The organism is Pseudomonas entomophila (assembly GCF_018417595.1).
Classification (GTDB): Bacteria; Pseudomonadota; Gammaproteobacteria; order Pseudomonadales; family Pseudomonadaceae; genus Aquipseudomonas; species Aquipseudomonas entomophila_C.
In genome coordinates this window covers 2,414,758-2,431,051 of sequence record NZ_CP070982.1, presented here as the reverse complement: position 1 = coordinate 2,431,051, position 16,294 = coordinate 2,414,758, and the positions used below count along the sequence as shown (strand labels likewise).

Sequence of the window (16,294 nt, the reverse complement as noted above, 5' to 3'; positions counted from 1 at the left end):
CCTGTGGGAGCGGGTTTACCCGCGAATAAGCCCCCGACAATCAGCGCGTGATCGTGCGCATCGTGACGAACTCTTCCGCGGCGGTCGGGTGCACGCCAATGGTCTCGTCGAACTGTAGCTTGGTGGCACCGGCCTTCAGCGCTACACCCAAGCCCTGAATGATCTCGCCAGCATCAGGGCCAACCATGTGGCAACCCAGCACCTTGTCGGTCTCGGCATCCACCACCAGTTTCATCAGGGTCTTTTCCTGGATGTCGGTGAGGGTCAGCTTCATCGCCCGGAAGCGGCTCTCGAAAATGTGCACCTTGTGCCCGGCCTTGAGCGCCTGCTCCTCGGTCAGGCCCACCGTGCCGATCGGTGGCTGGCTGAACACCGCGGTGGGAATGTTCTGGTAGTCCACCGGGCGATACTGCTCAGGCTTGAACAACCTGCGCGCCACGGCCATGCCTTCGGCCAGGGCCACTGGCGTGAGCTGCACGCGGCCGATCACATCGCCAATGGCCAGCACCGATGGTTCGGTGGTCTGGTACTGCTCGTCGACGCGAATAAAGCCGCGTTCGTCGAGTTCGACACCGGTGTTCTCAAGGCCCAGGTTGTCCAGCATCGGCCGGCGGCCGGTGGCGTAGAACACGCAGTCGGCGACCAGTTCGCGGCCGTCCTTGAGCGTTGCCTTGAGGCTGCCGTCGTCGAGCTTGTCGATGCGCTGGATATCGGCGTTGAACTGCAAGTCCAGCCCGCGCTTCTCGAGCTCTTCCTTCAGGTGCGTGCGCACTGAACCGTCGAAGCCGCGCAGGAACAGGTCACCGCGATACAGCAGCGTGGTGTCGGCGCCCAGGCCCTGGAAGATGCCGGCGAACTCCACGGCGATGTAGCCACCGCCCACCACCAGCACACGGCGTGGCAAATCCTTGAGGTAGAAGGCTTCGTTGGAAGTGATCGCCAGCTCCCTGCCCGGGATGTCCGGCACCTGCGGCCAGCCGCCAGTTGCGATGAGGATGTGCTTGGCGCTGTAGCGCTGGCCGTCCACTTCCACTTCGTGGGCGGCGGTCATGCGCGCATGGCCCTGCAGCAGGGTGACGCCGCTGTTGACCAGCAGGTTGCGGTAGATGCCGTTGAGGCGCTCGATCTCGCGGTTCTTGTTCGCGATCAGCGTGCCCCAATCGAAATGGCCCTCTTCCAGGGTCCAGCCGAAGCCAGCAGCCTGTTCCAGCTCATCGGCGACATGGGCCCCGTACACCAGCAGTTTCTTCGGTACACAACCGACGTTGACGCAGGTGCCCCCCAGGTAGCGGCTCTCGGCCACTGCCACCTTGGCGCCGAAACCAGCAGCAAAACGCGCCGCGCGCACACCGCCGGAACCGGCGCCAATCACGAACAGATCAAAATCGTAGGCCATGTATTCAGTCTCCTTGGCGGTCGCCCAGCATAGCGCCGATGGCCGCCACAAACAAAAAAGCCACCCCGAAGGGTGGCTTGGTGACCTGGCGGGCGAACTCAGTACGCCTTGCCGGTCTTGTAGAAGTTCTCGAAGCAGAAGTTGGTCGCCTCGATGTAACCTTCGGCGCCACCGCAGTCGAAACGCTTGCCCTTGAACTTGTAGGCGATCACGTTGCCTTCCGCCGCTTGCTTCATCAGCGCATCGGTGATCTGGATTTCGCCGCCCTTGCCTGGTTCGGTCTGTTCGATCTTTTCGAAGATGTCCGGTGTCAGGATGTAGCGGCCGATGATGGCCAGGTTGGACGGTGCGTCTTCCGGCTTCGGTTTCTCGACCATGGAGTCGACACGGAAAATGCCGTCTTTGATCTCTTCACCGGCAATGACACCGTACTTGTTGGTTTCCTGCGGATCGACTTCCTGGATGGCGACGATCGAGCAGCGGTACTTCTTGTACAGCGCGACCATCTGCGCGAGCACGCCGTCACCTTCGAGGTTGACGCACAGGTCATCCGCCAGCACCACGGCGAACGGCTCATCACCGATCAGCGGGCGGCCAGTGAGAATGGCATGGCCCAGGCCCTTCATCTCGGTCTGACGGGTGTAGGCGAACGAGCACTCGTCCAGCAGACGACGGATGCCGACCAGGTATTTTTCCTTGTCGGTGCCTTTGATCTGGTTTTCCAGCTCGTAGCTGATGTCGAAGTGGTCTTCCAGGGCACGCTTGCCACGGCCAGTGACGATGGAGATCTCGTTCAGACCGGCGTCCAGTGCCTCTTCAACGCCATACTGGATCAGTGGCTTGTTGACCACCGGCAGCATTTCCTTGGGCATGGCTTTGGTAGCGGGCAGGAAACGAGTGCCGTAACCGGCTGCCGGGAACAAGCATTTTTTGATCATAAACGTCCTTAACAAGGGCTTTGCGTACGAAATTCGGCGCAGTCTAATCAGGCGGCGGTCACCTTACAATGCCCCACCCGCGCTTGGCCGATGCCATGATAGAGATATCCAAGTGTAGATAGTTCCGGGGGATCGTAAATATTGCCTCCGTCGAACGGTTGCTCAGGCTCGGCGCCTTCTCCTGTGGTAGCGGGTTTACCCGCTACCACAGGTGTCTGTTTCATCAGCGGAAAGCTTCCGTCAGCCCCCAGTCCCCTGTCCGATCAGCACCCCATCGACCTTCTGCCCATACAGGTTGACCCCATCATTGGCATGGAACTTCAGCCGGGTCTTCTCGATCGAGCCCTCCACCAGCCGCGGATCCTGGGGCCGCTCGTGGCGATTGATCCAGGCCGCCACGTCCCAGGCCTGCTGGTCGCTGAGGCTGCCGGGCTTGCCCAGGGGCATGTTGTACTTGATGTAGGAGGCGGATGTGTTGATCCGGTGCATGCCGGCCCCCCAGTTGTAGGAGTCCTTGCCCCACAGCGGCGGCATCACGTACTCGCCGGCGACCTTCTGGCCCTCGCCATTGCTGCCATGGCAGATCGCGCATTGCGCCTGAAAGACCTGCTGGCCACGCTTGAAGTCATACCCGCCTTCAGGCCTGGGCACCTCGGGGTAACCCCGGCCGGCAATCTCCACCCCCGTCGGCGCCTGGGTCGAAAGCCAGTAGGCATATACGCTGAGCGCGGTCATCTGTGGGCTGTCGGCTGCCGGCGGCTTGCCGTTCATGCTGAACTGGAAGCAGCCCTGGATGCGTTCGGCGAAAGTGTTGACCTTGTCATTCTTCTTGCGATACGCCGGATACATCGGATAGGCGCCCCACAGCGGCGCAGAGTGGGCCAGACGGCCCTGGTCGAGGTGGCAGTTGCTGCAGTTCAGGCCATTGCCCACGGCCTCGGGCATCAGGCGCCGGGTATCGACGAACAGCGCGTGTCCCTGGCGGACCATCTTGCCGAAGGCATTGTCAGGGATCGCGTCTTCGCTGGGTGGCACGAATTGCGGAGCGGCCTGGGCGCCAGGCACCTTGAGCTGGGATTGATCTTCCATGGCGATCGGCGCCGCCTGGGTCCCCCCCATGGCCAACAACAGCAGGGCTGGAATCACGGCTTTCATGGCTTGGCCTCCTGGGTGACGGGATGGGCGAAGTACTCGGCGACCGCCTTGACCTCGGCGTCGGTCATCGCCTTGGCGACGTTGACCATCAACTGGTTGGGGTCGTTGCTGCGGCTGCCGTCGCGCCAGGCATTGAGTTGCGCCACCAGGTAACCGGCCGGCTGCCCGGCCAAGGGTGGAAAGTGCTCGCCAACACCACTGCCGCCAGGCCCATGACATTGCACGCAACCGGGGATCTGGCGGCTCCAGTCGCCATACAGTGCCAGGCGTGTGACCGGATCGGTGGCGATCTGCTGGCGGCGCTGATCCGGGGCTGCGTCAGCCGGCAGCGTGCTCAGGTAAGCGCTCACCGCTTCGATCTCCGCATCGTCCAGCGCCTTGGCCAACGGCTCCATCACCGCCTGCTTGCGGCTGGCGTTGCGAAAATCGTGCAGTTGCTTGGCGAGATAGCCGGCAGGCAAGCCGGCCAAGCGGGGAAAACCAGCGGCGGCAACACCCTTGCCGTCGACGCCATGGCAACCCAGACAGGCCATGGCAGCGGGGTTCTGCCCGCCCTGGTTGAAGATTTTCTGGCCATCGGCAGCATGCGCCGAGGGCCAGGCCAGGACCAGCAGACTGCTGATCACGACACGGCTCAAGGGTCTCATCACGGAGGCTCCATTTCCTTGTTATAAGCTTAGGCTTATTCGATATAAGCCCAGAAATACTAGGCCTATTACCCGGCATGCGACAACGCGTCGCCGGGCAGGAAACGGACAATCCGCTGGTTAATCGCTCATTTGCTGAGCTGGATCAAGAACCCGAGATGCACTCGGTCGTTGCCGTGCGCACATCGCCCAGGCGCAGCGGGAAGTTGTTCAAGCGCTCATGAACCTTGATCGCGCTGCCACTACCACGCTTGTCGATATCAACCAGTGCGGCAGGGCCGACACCCGCCGACACCTTCTGCGGCACGATCAGGCGCAGCGAATCGCCCGCCCCTTCTTCCTGCAGCGGGTCCCGCGAATCCGCAAGCTTGCGCTTCACGCAATCCGCGTACTCACGCGGTGTCTTGCCGGATATCACATCCAGGGTCGCATGCGACTGCTCCAGCTCCGCCACGCTGACACAACCACCCAACGCCAACGCCGCTGCCGCTACCATCCACTTCATCCACGCCATCTCCAACATCGAAAGTCATCCTGTGACCACATCCGGGCGGTTTTGCTCCCTGCTCTGGCAGAAATCTCCCTGGCCCGGCCAGCCGAGGCGCAAGTGTACCCTCACATCGTGATATCGTTCGCCTTTGCTGAACCAATCCTTGCGGAGCACCCCATGAAATTCGTACACCAGCGCGAGCACCTGAACGAGGACGACATCGTCGTCATCGAGTGCTCCCAGCGCTGCAACATCCGCCTGATGAACGACGCCAACTTCCGCAGTTTCAAGAACGGCGGCCGGCACACGTACCACGGCGGCCACTTCGAACGCTTCCCAGCCAAGATCACCGTACCCAGCACCGGTTTCTGGAACATCACCATCGACACCGTGACCACGCGGCCGATCTCGGTAACACGCAAGCCGACGCTCACTCACAAGATCAAGATCATTCGCCGCTCGTCGTCGAAACTCGGATAAGACCGCATGACCCAGACCATCAAGTATGTGATCAAGTACAAACTCGACGGCGAGCGCCGTTGGGACTTCGCCCAGATGCCGGATGCTTCCCTCGAGCAAGCCCGGGAAGCCCTGCGCAAGATCCACGGCGACGATGCCGACAAGATCAGCGACATCCAGGTGAGCAAGGCGCTGTAACCACGTCCGATCCCGCCGCACGAAAGGAGTCGCCCATGAGCACCTGGCAAGACCGCCGCATCCTCGACCTGCTGGGCATCGAGGTGCCCATCCTCCAGGCGCCCATGGCCGGCGCCAGCGGCGCGGCCATGGCCATCGCCGTGGGCAATGCCGGCGGCCTGGGCGCCCTGCCCTGCGCCATGCTCACGATCGAACAGGTGCGTGGCGAGATCGAGGCGTTCCGCGCCGCCTGCCAAGGCCCGCTCAACCTGAACTTCTTCTGCCACCAGCCACCTGCGCCCGACCCTGAACGCGACGCGCGCTGGAAGCAGGCACTCAAGCCCTATTACGAAGAGCTCGGGGCAGACTTCGAGGCGCCGACACCCGTGTCCAACCGGGCGCCCTTCGACGAGCGGAGCTGCCAGTTGATCGAGGCGATGCGCCCGGAAGTGGTCAGCTTTCACTTTGGCCTGCCTGCGGCCGACCTGCTGCACCGGGTCAAGGCCTCGGGTGCAAAGGTACTGTCCAGCGCCACCACGGTCGAGGAAGCCCGCTGGCTGGAGCAGCAGGGCTGTGACGCGATCATCGCCATGGGCTATGAAGCCGGCGGCCATCGCGGCATGTTCCTCAGCGAAGACATCAGCAGCCAGATCGGCACCTTCGCCCTGGTACCGCAAATCGTCGATGCCGTGCAGGTGCCCGTGATCGCCGCTGGCGGGATCGGCGACCACCGCGGGCTGGTTGCCGCCCTCGCACTGGGCGCCTCGGCCGTGCAGATCGGCACCGCCTACCTGTTCTGCCCGGAAGCGAAAGTCTCTGCGGCCCACCGTCGCGCGCTGAACACGGCTCCTGCCAGCGATACAGCGCTGACCAACCTGTTTACTGGCCGCCCCGCGCGGGGCATCAACAACCGCCTCATGCGCGAACTGGGGCCGATGAGCGCCCTCGCCCCACGCTTCCCGCTGGCAGGCGGCGCGCTGATGCCATTGCGGGCAATCACCGATGCGCAGGGCAATGCCGATTTCAGCAACCTGTGGTCCGGCCAGGCCCTGCGCCTTGGGCGGCGTATGCCTGCCGGCAAGCTGACCCGGGAGATCGCGGACAACGCCCTGAAAAAACTGACTTTCTGATCAAGTTTTTCCGCACCGCCCTCTTCCCGACGGATGGCCTATCGCTATATATTCCACACTATAACGATAACCCGCCGTCCCTTTAGAAGGTAGTAGGAGCCGTCTGCATGCGTATTCGCCTGTCCCACCTGGCCATCAGCGCCCTGGCCACCCTGGTTTCCGTCAACAACGCCCTGGCCGATGAAGTGCAGGTCGCCGTGGCGGCCAACTTCACCGCGCCGATCCAGGCCATCGCCAAGGACTTCGAGAAAGACACCGGCCACAAGCTGGTCGCCGCCTATGGCGCCACCGGTCAGTTCTACACGCAGATCAAGAACGGCGCGCCATTCGAGGTGTTCCTCGCCGCCGACGACACCACCCCCGCCAAACTCGAGCAGGAAAAGGAGATCGTCGAGGGTTCACGCTTCACCTACGCCGTCGGCACCCTGGCACTGTGGTCGGCCAAGCCGGGCTACGTCGATACCAAAGGCGAAGTACTGAAGAAGAACGAATTCAAGCACCTGTCCATCGCCAACCCCAAGGCCGCCCCCTATGGCCTGGCTGCCACCCAGGTGCTGGACAAGCTCAAACTGACCGAAGCCATCAAGACCAAGATCGTCGAGGGCCAGAACATCACCCAAGCCTTCCAGTTCGTCTCCACCGGTAACGCCGAACTGGGCTTCGTCGCCCTGTCGCAGGTCTACAAGGACGGCAAGATCGAGAAGGGCTCGGCCTGGATCGTCCCGTCCGAATTGCATGATCCGATCCGTCAGGACGCGGTCATCCTCAACAAAGGCAAGGATAACCCGGCCGCCAAGGCACTGGTCGACTACCTCAAGGGCCCGAAAGCCGCCGCGGTGATCAAATCGTACGGCTATGAAATCTGATGCCGCTCGACGCCAGTGACCTGGGGGCAATCTGGCTGACCATCAAGCTGGCCAGCCTGACCACGGCCATCCTCCTGGTGGTGGGCACGCCCATCGCCTGGTGGCTGGCCCGTACCCGCTCCTGGCTGCGCGGGCCAATCGGCGCGGTGGTGGCCCTGCCCCTGGTGCTGCCACCGACAGTGATCGGCTTCTACCTGCTGCTGGCCCTCGGTCCCCACGGCTGGATTGGCCAGACCACCCAGGCCCTGGGCCTGGGTAGCGTGGTGTTCAGCTTCACCGGGCTGGTGATCGGCTCGGTGGTGTACTCCATGCCATTCGTGGTGCAACCCCTGCAGAACGCCTTTGGCGCCATCGGCCAGCGTCCGCTGGAGGTGGCTGCGACGCTGCGTGCCAGCCCCCGGGACACCTTCGTCCACGTGGTGCTGCCGCTGGCCAGGCCCGGCTTCATCACCGCCAGCATCCTCGGCTTCGCCCACACCGTGGGCGAATTCGGCGTGGTGCTGATGATCGGTGGCAACATCCCCGACAAGACCCGCGTGGTGTCGGTGCAGATCTTCGATCACGTCGAGGCCATGGAATACGCCCAGGCCCACTGGCTGGCCGGGGCCATGCTGGTGTTCTCCTTCCTGGTGCTGCTGATGCTCTATGCTGGCCGCCGTGGCAAGGCGGGCTGGAGCTGAAATGACAAAAGCGATACAGGCGCGCCTGAAACTGGCCCGCGACGATTTCACCTTGGATGTCGACCTGCACCTGCCCGGCCGTGGCATCAGCGCTTTCTTCGGCCACTCGGGCTCGGGCAAGACCTCCTGTCTACGCTGCCTGGCCGGGCTCGAACGGGCCGCCAGCGCCTACATCGAGGTCAACGGCGAGGTCTGGGAAGACAGCGCACGCGGTCTTTTCCTCGCCCCGCACAAGCGCCCGCTGGGCTATGTATTCCAGGAAGCCAGCCTGTTCCCGCACTTGTCGGTACGCGCCAACCTGGAATTCGGCTGGCGCCGCATCGCCCCCGCCGAGCGCAAGATCAACCAGGCGCAGGCCTGCCAACTGCTTGGTATCGGCCACCTGCTCGAGCGCAAACCGGCAACGCTGTCCGGCGGCGAGGCCCAGCGTGTCGGCATCGCCCGGGCACTGCTCAGCAGCCCTCGGCTGCTGCTGATGGACGAACCCCTGGCGGCCCTGGACAGCGCGCGCAAGCGCGAGATCCTGCCCTACCTCGAACGCCTTCACGACGAGCTGGACATCCCGCTGATCTACGTCAGCCATGCCCAGGACGAAGTGGCACGCCTGGCCGACCATCTGGTGCTACTGGAACAGGGCAAGGCCGTGGCCAGTGGCCCCATCGGCCAGACCCTGGCCCGCCTCGACCTGTCGCTGGCCCAGGGCGAGGACGCCGGCGTCGTGCTTGAAGGCGTGGTGGTCGGCCATGATCCGCACTACGGATTGTTCGACCTGCGCCTGCCCGGCAGCGACGGCCAACTGCTGCGCATCGCCCACCCCGACCTGCATGTCGGCAGCACCCTGCGGCTCAAGGTGCAGGCGCGCGACGTGAGCCTGGCGCTGAACGCCGACGCGGCCTCGAGCATCCTCAACCGCTTGCCGGTCCGGGTGCGCGAATGCCGCCCCGCCGACAATCCGGCCCATGTGCTGGTCAGCCTGGATGCCACCGGCAACCCGCTGCTGGCACGCATCACCCGCTACTCGGCGGAGCAATTGGGGGTGCAGGCCGGTCAACTGTTGTGGGCGCAGATCAAGTCGGTGGCGTTGCTGGGTTGAGCAACGCCCATGCTGCGGTTGTCCATTGCAGCATGACCCACGCCAGGATCGCCAGGATGCCTGACTGCCCGCTGCCCGCCTCACTGCACTATGTCGATGACACCCAGCCCGGCCTGACGCGGCGCCGTTGGCGCGACCACTTTCATTACTTCGATAGGCAAGGCCAGCGGATTCGCGACACTGAAACCCTCGCTCGCATCGCCGCGCTGGTGATCCCTCCCGCCTATACCGACGTGTGGATCTGCGCCGATCCGCAGGGGCATCTTCAGGCCACAGGGCGCGACGCCCGTGGGCGCAAGCAGTATCGCTACCACGCCCTCTGGCGCGAACTGCGCGACCAGCACAAGTACGAACGCATGCTGGCCTTCGCCGAAGCCCTGCCGAACCTGCGCAAACAGTTGGATCGACACCTGGCGCACCCCGGCCTGGGCCGGGAGAAGGTCATGGCGCTGGTGATCAGCCTGCTTGACAACACGCTGATACGCATCGGTAACCGTCAGTATCTGCGTGACAATCGCTCCTACGGGCTGACCACCCTCGCAACGCGCCACGTCAGAGTGCGGGGCAGCACCATGCGTTTCCAGTTCCGTGGCAAGCGTGGCGTCGACCATGACGTCACGTTGCGGGACAGGCGCCTGGCCAGTTTGCTAAAGCGCTGCATCGAACTCCCCGGGCAGGCATTGTTCCAATACCTCGACGAACAAGGGCAGCGTCATTGCGTGGGCTCGACCGAAGTCAACCAGTTCATCCAGCAACTCACAGGGGCCGACTTCACAGCCAAGGACTACCGCACCTGGGCGGGCAGCAGCCTGGCCCTCGAGCTGTTGAAACCGCTTGCATGGGAACCGATCAGCGAGGCCAGACGCCAGGTGGCCGCAGTTGTCCGCCAGGTGGCCGCCCGTTTGGGAAACACCCCGGCAGTCTGCCGGCGTTGCTACATCCACCCTGCCGTGCTGGAGCATTTTCAGCTCGGGCACCTGGCCAAGCTGCCTCGGGTGCGCCAGCGCAAGGGCCTGGAGAGGGAGGAAGTGGTCCTGTTGCGCTTCCTTCAGGACCTGGAAACCTAAACGATGATTGACACTGGCTATTTAACCCATCGAACACAGAAATTTCCCATATGGAGCCAAGCACCCTATCCTTGCCACCGAGCACCTTCGCCGATGAGGGTCACACGATTTTCATCGGCCCCTGCACCTAAAGACTGGCAACAGAATTTGTCCGCCAGGGAATTACTATCCGCCGAAAGCGTCTTTAATGAGAAGGAAGAGGGACACGCTCCCACCCGTTGGGCACAGGCCCCGCGGTTTTCTACACCACCAAGGAGAACTACATGCTGATACTCACCCGCAAGGTTGGCGAAAGTATCGTCATCAACGATGACATCAAAGTCACCATTCTGGGCGTCAAGGGGATGCAAGTGAGGATCGGCATCGATGCACCCAAGGATGTCCAGGTGCACCGTGAAGAGATTTTCAAGCGTATCCAGGCTGGTAGCCCAGCCCCGGAGAAAAGTGACGAGCACCACTGACAACACCCAGGTATCAAGCCGCACGGACGCGTCTGATCGACTGCCCGCCCACGCGGGGGAGCCCACCTCGCGCCTCAGGTGCCCAGCAGTTCGCGCACCTTGGCGATCATCCTGTCCATGTCGAATGGCTTGTCGAATACCGCCGCGAACAGCTCCGGGCGAACTCGTCCCAGGCTGGCCTGGGCGCCACTCATGAGAATCACCGGCAGGTCCGGCAGGTGCAGTTCGTCGCGAATCGCCCGTGCCAGCTCCTCGCCATTGAGCACTGGCATCATATAGTCGGTGATTACCAGGTCCACTCGTTTCTCTTTCAGCGCATCCAGGGCCTTACTCCCATTACTCGCTTTTTCCACCAGAAAGTTCTGATCCTCCAAGGCAAAGCCCAGGATGTCGGCTATCAGGTACTCGTCATCGACGATCAGGATGGTGTTCATCGCGCTATCCCATCAGCGATCCCCCTGAGGGATCGCCGTACCACTGAGCACACCGCTGGCACCGTCGAACACCCGCCCCAGACTGATTCCACAGGGGCCCAGGTGCAGCGCCTGCAGGGTCGGGTCATGATCGCTGTCGCGCACCTTGACGATCGACAAGACGCGGTGCAGGCGGGCATCAAGCTCGGCGAAGCGCAGGAGCATCAGGTTGTCGACGATGCTAGACAGGTCCGGGGCCGGGGCGGTGATCTCCGAACCGAAGATATCGCGCATCTCCCAGGTCAGCAGTACGGTGATACCACGTGAACGCAGCTCACCGGTCAAGGCACGGAAAAAAGCGTTCAGGCGTGCCGGGTCCAGCGCCAGGCGCCCAAAGGCGCCAAGGCTGTCGATCACCACGCGCCGCGCGCCCATCTCTCGAGCTTGCCGCAGCAAACGCTCACCAACCTGGTCGAGCAACCCTTCGGTCGTCGGTTGCCAGCTCAGCCGTACCGCTTCGTCGTGCTCCAGTCCAGCCAACTCATAGCCCAGCGCCGCCGCCTTCAGGCGCAGACGCGTCGGCGTTTCGTAAAACCCGAAATGCAGCCCAGGCGATTCCTTGCTCGATGCGGCGAGGAAAGCCACCCCCAAGGCTGTCTTGCCGACACCGGATGGCCCCATCAGCAGGCTCACGGAGCCTTCGGCAAGGCCACCGCCAAGCATCGTGTCCAGGTCAGGGACGCCTGTGGCCACCTGGTTCACGGTACGCCCACCCTCCCCGTCTGGATGGCTGTAAAGCGATTCCAGCCGCGGGTAGATCTGCAGGCCGTCCTCGTCGATCAGGCACTCATGACGTCCGGACAATGCCCCACTGCCACGGGTCTTGCGCAGTTGGACATTGCGCACGGCAGTGCTGCCGACCAAGTGCTCACCGAGTTCGATCACGCCGTCGACCATGGTGTGTTCGGGGCTGCCCTCCTCCAGGCGCGCACTGGTCAGCAGCAACACGGTGCAGCCGGCAAAAGCGGCATGGCCCTGCAATTCGGAAACGAATTTCTTGGTGTCCAGGCTGGTCTCCGCCCGGGAACGGGCATTGAGCAGGCCATCGACGATCAGGAGGCTGGCCTGCTGCCGGGCTATTTCCTGACGCAACAAGCGAACCACCGCGTCCAATCCGTCCTGCTCCAATGTGTCGAAGGCACTGACGAATTGAATGGCGTCGCCCACCTGGGAGGGATCGAAGAAGGCCAGCGTCGACAGGTACTGGAACAACCGCTCGTGGGACTCGCTGAGCAAGGTGGCCACCAGCACTCGACCACCGTCGCGCACATGATTGCAGGCGAGCTGGTTGGCCAGGATGGTCTTGCCCGAGCCCGGATGGCCCTGGACGATGTACGAGGCGCCGGCCACCAACCCGCCCTTGAGCAAGGCGTCGAGTCCTGGGATGCCGGTGGGCAGGCGCTTGAGTTGTTCTACCATGGCTGTCTACCTACCTGCCGGGTTCAAGGTCATCGGCCGCCTGGCTGGCCGGTAAGTACAGGCTCATGCAGGTCCCCTCGCCCAGGCGACTGTCCACGCTGATCGCGCCATTGCTCTGCTTCGCGAAACCGTAGACCTGGCTGAGCCCGAGCCCCGTGCCCTTGCCAAAGGCCTTGGTGGTGAAGAAGGGTTCGAAGATTCGCGGTAACACGCCCGGCTCGATTCCCTGGCCATCATCGTAGATGGCGAAGCGCACGAAGCGCCCCTGCAGCGCCTCGACCTCACCGGCCAACTGTACACATTCCACCACCAGGCGAATCGTTCCCGCCCCTTGGATAGCGTCACGAGCGTTGAACATCAAGTTGAGCAGGACCATCTGCAACTGCCCTGCATCGACCTCGATCGATGGTAAGCCGGGCTCGACCTGCTCGTGCAACTCGATATCCCTTGGCAAGGCGTGCTCCAACAGACCACGCGTTGCCTGCACCACGTCGGCTGGCGCGATAAACGTCACGCTCAGTTGACGATGACGGGCGAAACTGAGCAATTGCTGGGTCAGTTGCGTGCCCCGCTGTCCGGCATCGAGGATATGATCGAGCAGCCGCTGGGTACGGGCCGGGTCCTGGCTGTTCACCGCCAGACGCGCCGAGCTGAGAATGATGGTCAGCAGATTGTTGAAGTCGTGTGCCAATCCGCCGGTCAATTGCCCAAGCGCCTCGAGCTTCTGCGCCTGGAACAGTTGCGCGCGCATGGCATCCAGCTGCAGGGCCGACTCTCGGCGGTCAGTGATATCCCGAGTCACCTTGGCCAGGCCGATGACTTGCCCCTGCTCGTCACGGATGACATCCAGCGCGGCAAGGGCCCAGAACTGCGTGCCGTCCTTGCGCACTCGCCAGCCTTCGTCCTGCGCCACTCCCTGCTCCAGCGCCTGGCGCAATAAACGCTCAGGGCGCCCATCGGCGCAATCCTGGGGGGTGAAGAACAGGGAAAAATGCTTGCCGATCACCTCGTCCGCACGGTAGCCCTTGATCCGCTGGGCCCCTGCATTCCATGACACCACATGGCCCGTCGGGTCGAGCATGTAGATGGCGTAGTCGACCACCGCCTGAACCAACTGTTCATAGCGCGCTTCGGGCATGTTGGAATGGCCGGGCTGGTCCGCTGAAACCATGCGAGCTCCACAAGACCGCGAAAAGACTTATTGAGCGTAGTCAAAAGTCTCGCGGGCACCCGGCCGCCTGCGACGATCGTCAACCCTCGCGCTCGAACATCGAAGGTACCAGGCGCCTTGGCATCGCCACTTTCAGCAGCCACAAGCCCACCAGGAGAATCAGCGCCCCACCGCACAAGGCCATGAACCGCTGTGGATCAGGATGCTGCTCGTCGATCGCCAGCATCACCAGGTAACCGCCCAGACACATGAGGCCGACATACAGAAAAGCCCCCAGCAGACAGACCTGAATGAACAGCAGGCGCCAGAACAGGCGTGGGCGCACGATGCGTCCAGGCACAGTACTGGGGTCGGAGGAAGACGAAGGCATGGCGGCACGCTCTATTGGATCCAATGGGCAAAAGGTGGCGCAATGGAAGCATCCTGTCAATTGACCTATAGTTGCGTCCGCCTCGAACCCACAAGGAAGCGACATGAATTCGAACCTTCGCATGCAAGGCCTGCAGGACGACCTGATGCGCACGGCCACGGAACTTGACGAACTGTGCGAGGCACTGGATGGCCACGCCCTGTTCCTGCGCCACTCGGTCCACCAGGCCGATGCACAGGCCATGAACGGGCATGTGGAAGGCTTGCGTGACACGGCGTGCGAGATGCGCGACATCGCCAACGCCATCGACGCCTGACCCTTGCGCCGGTTGACGCTTCTATAACAATGGGTTATAAAGCGCCCTTGATTGTCAGGCCCTTCTGCCTATGAAGCGCGACAGTCAAACGTGCGAGTGTGGTGGAATTGGTATACACAGCAGACTTAAAATCTGTCGGCGTGAGCCTTGCGGGTTCGAGTCCCGCCACTCGCACCATCCTCTTTCGAAAAGGTGCCCTTGCGGCGCCTTTTTTCATGCCCGTCAAAAAAATGCCCGGCTGCTAGAGTGGAACATGTCCCTGTCCACTGGAGCGCCGCCATGCGCTATACACTGCTCGACGGTCAACGTGACCTCATCCTGCTGATTGCCCGCATCCTGCTGCTGATCCTGTTCGTGCTCTCCGGGTGGAGCAAGCTCACCGGGTTCGAAGGCACGGTCGCCTACATGACATCACTGGGTGCGCCCGCCCCCATGCTGGCTGCGGTGATCGCGGTGATCATGGAGTTCCTGGCCGCCATCCTGCTGATCCTCGGGTTCTACACCCGGCCGTTGGCCTTGTTGCTCGCCTTGTTCGTGCTCGGCACTGCAGTGCTCGGCCACCCGTTCTGGAACATGGTCGACCCCGAGCGCAGCGCCAACATGACCCAGTTCCTCAAGAACCTGAGCATCATCGGTGGCTTGCTTGTGCTTGCCGTCAGCGGCCCTGGCCGATTCTCACTCGATAAGCGCTGAACAGGTCGTTGCGCGGCGACTGCGGCGTCAATCGTCGTAGTCGTCATGCCAGGCTGGATGGTCTTCCTCGTCATCGAAGTCATCCAGCACTTCTTCGTCCTCCTCCACTTCGTCCAGCGCACCATGGGCGTCGGCTTCGGGGTCGAAGTCATCGTGGAATTCAGGGTCGAGCAGGTGGTCGTGCTCGGGTTCGGGCAAATCGTCTTCGTCGTGCATTACAGTCTCCGGTAACAACAGCCCGCCTGTATAAGCCGAGCGCATCGCCTGGTCAATCATCGGTGCGGTTAACCCTGCCTTAACCGGTAAGGCGCAGGTTAGTGGCTCTCCCTTCAGAAACGTTCTTGCCCGCCCTTGATGGCGGGCTTTTTTCGTGCGAGCTTGCGCCGCTGCGGCGCTCTACACACATGATCGATGAAAAATTCAGTAACGGTTACTGGAGCCCTTGCCAACAGGTTTTCACGAAACGCTGACATTCGTGAAGGCAGACTGACCTGGCTTCGATACGTTCTGTTCAACCCGCCCCTCGGCGGGTTTTCTTTTTTGGGGCAGTGCTTGCATGCCAGCAACTGACCACCGCACCGGCAACTATGCTCAAGGTGCGGAGGTAATCCCCATGTGCGGAAGACTTTCACAGTACCGCGGCCTGCATGAGTTCGCCGACACCTTGAACATGGAAGGCGCCTGGCGCAATGCGGTCGGTAACCTGCCGCTGCTTCGCTACAACATTGCCCCTTCGACACCAGTGGCCGTGCTTCGACTGGACCACGCAGGCCTCCGGGCCGACCTGGTCCGATGGGGATGGCGCCCCCATTGGGCAACCGATCGCGCACCACCAATCAACGCCAGGGCTGAAAAAGTCGCGCACGGCCCGTTCTTCCGGGCGATCTGGCCCCATCGGGCGATCACCCCCGTGGACGGTTGGTTCGAATGGGTGGCTGAGGGCGGCCCTCGGAAACAGCCCTATTTCATCAAGCGCCGAGACGGGCGCCCTGCCCTGTGCGCTTCGATCGGCCAATTCTCCGGTACTGCTGATGACGGTTTCGTGATCATCACCGCCGACGCCCAGGGGGGCATGGTCGATGTGCATGACAGGCGGCCCGTGGTGCTGGCACCGGCATTGGCCCGTGAATGGCTTGCTCCAGCAACATCCAAGGCACAAGCGGAACAGATGGTGCTCGAACTGGGTGAACCCGCAGTAGCGTTCGAGTGGTATCGGGTGGCGACTGCCGTCGGGAATGCAAGAAACCAGGGAAGCGGCCTTATCGAACCGATCTAGCGTGGCGCTCGAGGAAT

The 16,294-nt window shown here is 62.7% G+C and carries 21 protein-coding genes and 1 tRNA gene; 12 read left to right on the top strand and 10 right to left on the bottom strand.

The features are described from left to right. Positions 1-40: 40 nt before the first annotated feature. From gorA to JYG34_RS10930, 5 genes are all read right to left on the bottom strand, one after another. Complete coding sequence (gene gorA / locus JYG34_RS10950) at positions 41-1,396, bottom strand: glutathione-disulfide reductase (protein ID WP_213660694.1); 1,356 nt, start codon at positions 1,394-1,396, stop codon at positions 41-43. Positions 1,397-1,494: 98 nt separating this feature from the next. Continuing rightward, positions 1,495-2,334 (bottom strand): UTP--glucose-1-phosphate uridylyltransferase GalU, encoded by an 840-nt coding sequence (gene galU / locus JYG34_RS10945; RefSeq protein WP_046855135.1) that lies wholly within the window; start codon positions 2,332-2,334, stop codon positions 1,495-1,497. A gap of 240 nt (positions 2,335-2,574) precedes the next feature. Further along, the gene (locus tag JYG34_RS10940; protein ID WP_213660693.1) at positions 2,575-3,489 is read right to left on the bottom strand and encodes a c-type cytochrome; all 915 of its coding nucleotides are present in this window, start codon (positions 3,487-3,489) and stop codon (positions 2,575-2,577) included. Beyond that, positions 3,486-4,136, bottom strand: coding sequence for a c-type cytochrome (locus JYG34_RS10935; protein ID WP_213660692.1), 651 nt, complete (start codon positions 4,134-4,136; stop codon positions 3,486-3,488). Before JYG34_RS10935 ends, JYG34_RS10940 begins: the two co-directional genes overlap by 4 nt. 145 nt (positions 4,137-4,281) lie before the next feature. Beyond that, complete coding sequence (locus JYG34_RS10930) at positions 4,282-4,641, bottom strand: hypothetical protein (RefSeq protein ID WP_213661149.1); 360 nt, start codon at positions 4,639-4,641, stop codon at positions 4,282-4,284. 162 nt (positions 4,642-4,803) lie between these two features. On the opposite strand from JYG34_RS10930, the gene JYG34_RS10925 reads away from it, so the two are divergent. The 8 genes from JYG34_RS10925 to csrA all read left to right on the top strand — a co-directional run bounded on the left by JYG34_RS10925 (position 4,804) and on the right by csrA (position 10,559). Continuing rightward, positions 4,804-5,106: a DUF1883 domain-containing protein gene (locus tag JYG34_RS10925; protein ID WP_008090281.1), complete on the top strand. Its 303-nt coding sequence runs from the start codon at positions 4,804-4,806 to the stop codon at positions 5,104-5,106. A gap of 6 nt (positions 5,107-5,112) precedes the next feature. Next, positions 5,113-5,283, top strand: coding sequence for a hypothetical protein (locus tag JYG34_RS10920; RefSeq protein ID WP_011533503.1), 171 nt, complete (start codon positions 5,113-5,115; stop codon positions 5,281-5,283). A 35-nt stretch (positions 5,284-5,318) separates the two neighbouring features. Further along, positions 5,319-6,392: an NAD(P)H-dependent flavin oxidoreductase gene (locus tag JYG34_RS10915; RefSeq protein ID WP_213660691.1), complete on the top strand. Its 1,074-nt coding sequence runs from the start codon at positions 5,319-5,321 to the stop codon at positions 6,390-6,392. 107 nt (positions 6,393-6,499) lie between these two features. Beyond that, entirely contained in the window at positions 6,500-7,258 is a 759-nt protein-coding gene (gene modA / locus JYG34_RS10910; RefSeq protein ID WP_213660690.1) for a molybdate ABC transporter substrate-binding protein, read from the top strand. Then, positions 7,258-7,938, top strand: a complete 681-nt coding sequence (modB, locus tag JYG34_RS10905) for a molybdate ABC transporter permease subunit (protein ID WP_213660689.1) — start codon at positions 7,258-7,260, stop codon at positions 7,936-7,938. Before modA ends, modB begins: the two co-directional genes overlap by 1 nt. 1 nt (position 7,939) lies before the next feature. Next, a complete protein-coding gene (gene modC / locus JYG34_RS10900) occupies positions 7,940-9,031 on the top strand; it encodes a molybdenum ABC transporter ATP-binding protein (RefSeq protein WP_213660688.1) in 1,092 nt (363 codons plus the stop codon). Between the two features lie 56 nt (positions 9,032-9,087). Continuing rightward, positions 9,088-10,098 carry a DNA topoisomerase IB gene (locus JYG34_RS10895; protein WP_213660687.1) on the top strand — a complete coding sequence of 337 codons (1,011 nt, stop codon included), beginning with the start codon at positions 9,088-9,090 and terminating at the stop codon, positions 10,096-10,098. A 263-nt stretch (positions 10,099-10,361) separates the two neighbouring features. Further along, the gene (gene csrA / locus JYG34_RS10890) at positions 10,362-10,559 is read left to right on the top strand and encodes a carbon storage regulator CsrA (protein WP_213660686.1); all 198 of its coding nucleotides are present in this window, start codon (positions 10,362-10,364) and stop codon (positions 10,557-10,559) included. A gap of 74 nt (positions 10,560-10,633) precedes the next feature. Here csrA and JYG34_RS10885 read toward each other — a convergent pair whose 3' ends face one another. The 4 genes from JYG34_RS10885 to JYG34_RS10870 form a co-directional block, all read right to left on the bottom strand. Next, positions 10,634-10,993 carry a response regulator gene (locus tag JYG34_RS10885; RefSeq protein ID WP_213660685.1) on the bottom strand — a complete coding sequence of 120 codons (360 nt, stop codon included), beginning with the start codon at positions 10,991-10,993 and terminating at the stop codon, positions 10,634-10,636. A gap of 12 nt (positions 10,994-11,005) precedes the next feature. Continuing rightward, positions 11,006-12,451, bottom strand: a complete 1,446-nt coding sequence (locus tag JYG34_RS10880; RefSeq protein ID WP_213660684.1) for an ATPase domain-containing protein — start codon at positions 12,449-12,451, stop codon at positions 11,006-11,008. Between the two features lie 10 nt (positions 12,452-12,461). Next, the gene (locus JYG34_RS10875; protein ID WP_213660683.1) at positions 12,462-13,622 is read right to left on the bottom strand and encodes a two-component system sensor histidine kinase NtrB; all 1,161 of its coding nucleotides are present in this window, start codon (positions 13,620-13,622) and stop codon (positions 12,462-12,464) included. A 79-nt stretch (positions 13,623-13,701) separates the two neighbouring features. Further along, on the bottom strand, positions 13,702-13,992 hold the full coding sequence (locus tag JYG34_RS10870) for a hypothetical protein (RefSeq protein WP_213660682.1): 291 nt from the start codon (positions 13,990-13,992) through the stop codon (positions 13,702-13,704). A 103-nt stretch (positions 13,993-14,095) separates the two neighbouring features. On the opposite strand from JYG34_RS10870, the gene JYG34_RS10865 reads away from it, so the two are divergent. From JYG34_RS10865 to JYG34_RS10855, 3 genes are all read left to right on the top strand, one after another. After that, on the top strand, positions 14,096-14,308 hold the full coding sequence (locus JYG34_RS10865) for a hypothetical protein (protein WP_213660681.1): 213 nt from the start codon (positions 14,096-14,098) through the stop codon (positions 14,306-14,308). 92 nt (positions 14,309-14,400) lie between these two features. Beyond that, positions 14,401-14,485: transfer RNA gene (locus JYG34_RS10860), tRNA-Leu, on the top strand. A gap of 102 nt (positions 14,486-14,587) precedes the next feature. Further along, positions 14,588-15,001 carry a DoxX family protein gene (locus JYG34_RS10855; protein ID WP_213660680.1) on the top strand — a complete coding sequence of 138 codons (414 nt, stop codon included), beginning with the start codon at positions 14,588-14,590 and terminating at the stop codon, positions 14,999-15,001. A 27-nt stretch (positions 15,002-15,028) separates the two neighbouring features. On the opposite strand, the gene JYG34_RS10850 is transcribed toward JYG34_RS10855, so the two are convergent. Continuing rightward, entirely contained in the window at positions 15,029-15,217 is a 189-nt protein-coding gene (locus tag JYG34_RS10850; RefSeq protein ID WP_213660679.1) for a hypothetical protein, read from the bottom strand. Between the two features lie 397 nt (positions 15,218-15,614). Here JYG34_RS10850 and JYG34_RS10845 point away from each other — a divergent pair, with 397 nt between their 5' ends. Further along, positions 15,615-16,277 (top strand): SOS response-associated peptidase, encoded by a 663-nt coding sequence (locus JYG34_RS10845; RefSeq protein WP_213661148.1) that lies wholly within the window; start codon positions 15,615-15,617, stop codon positions 16,275-16,277. The last annotated feature ends 17 nt before the right edge of the window (positions 16,278-16,294 follow it).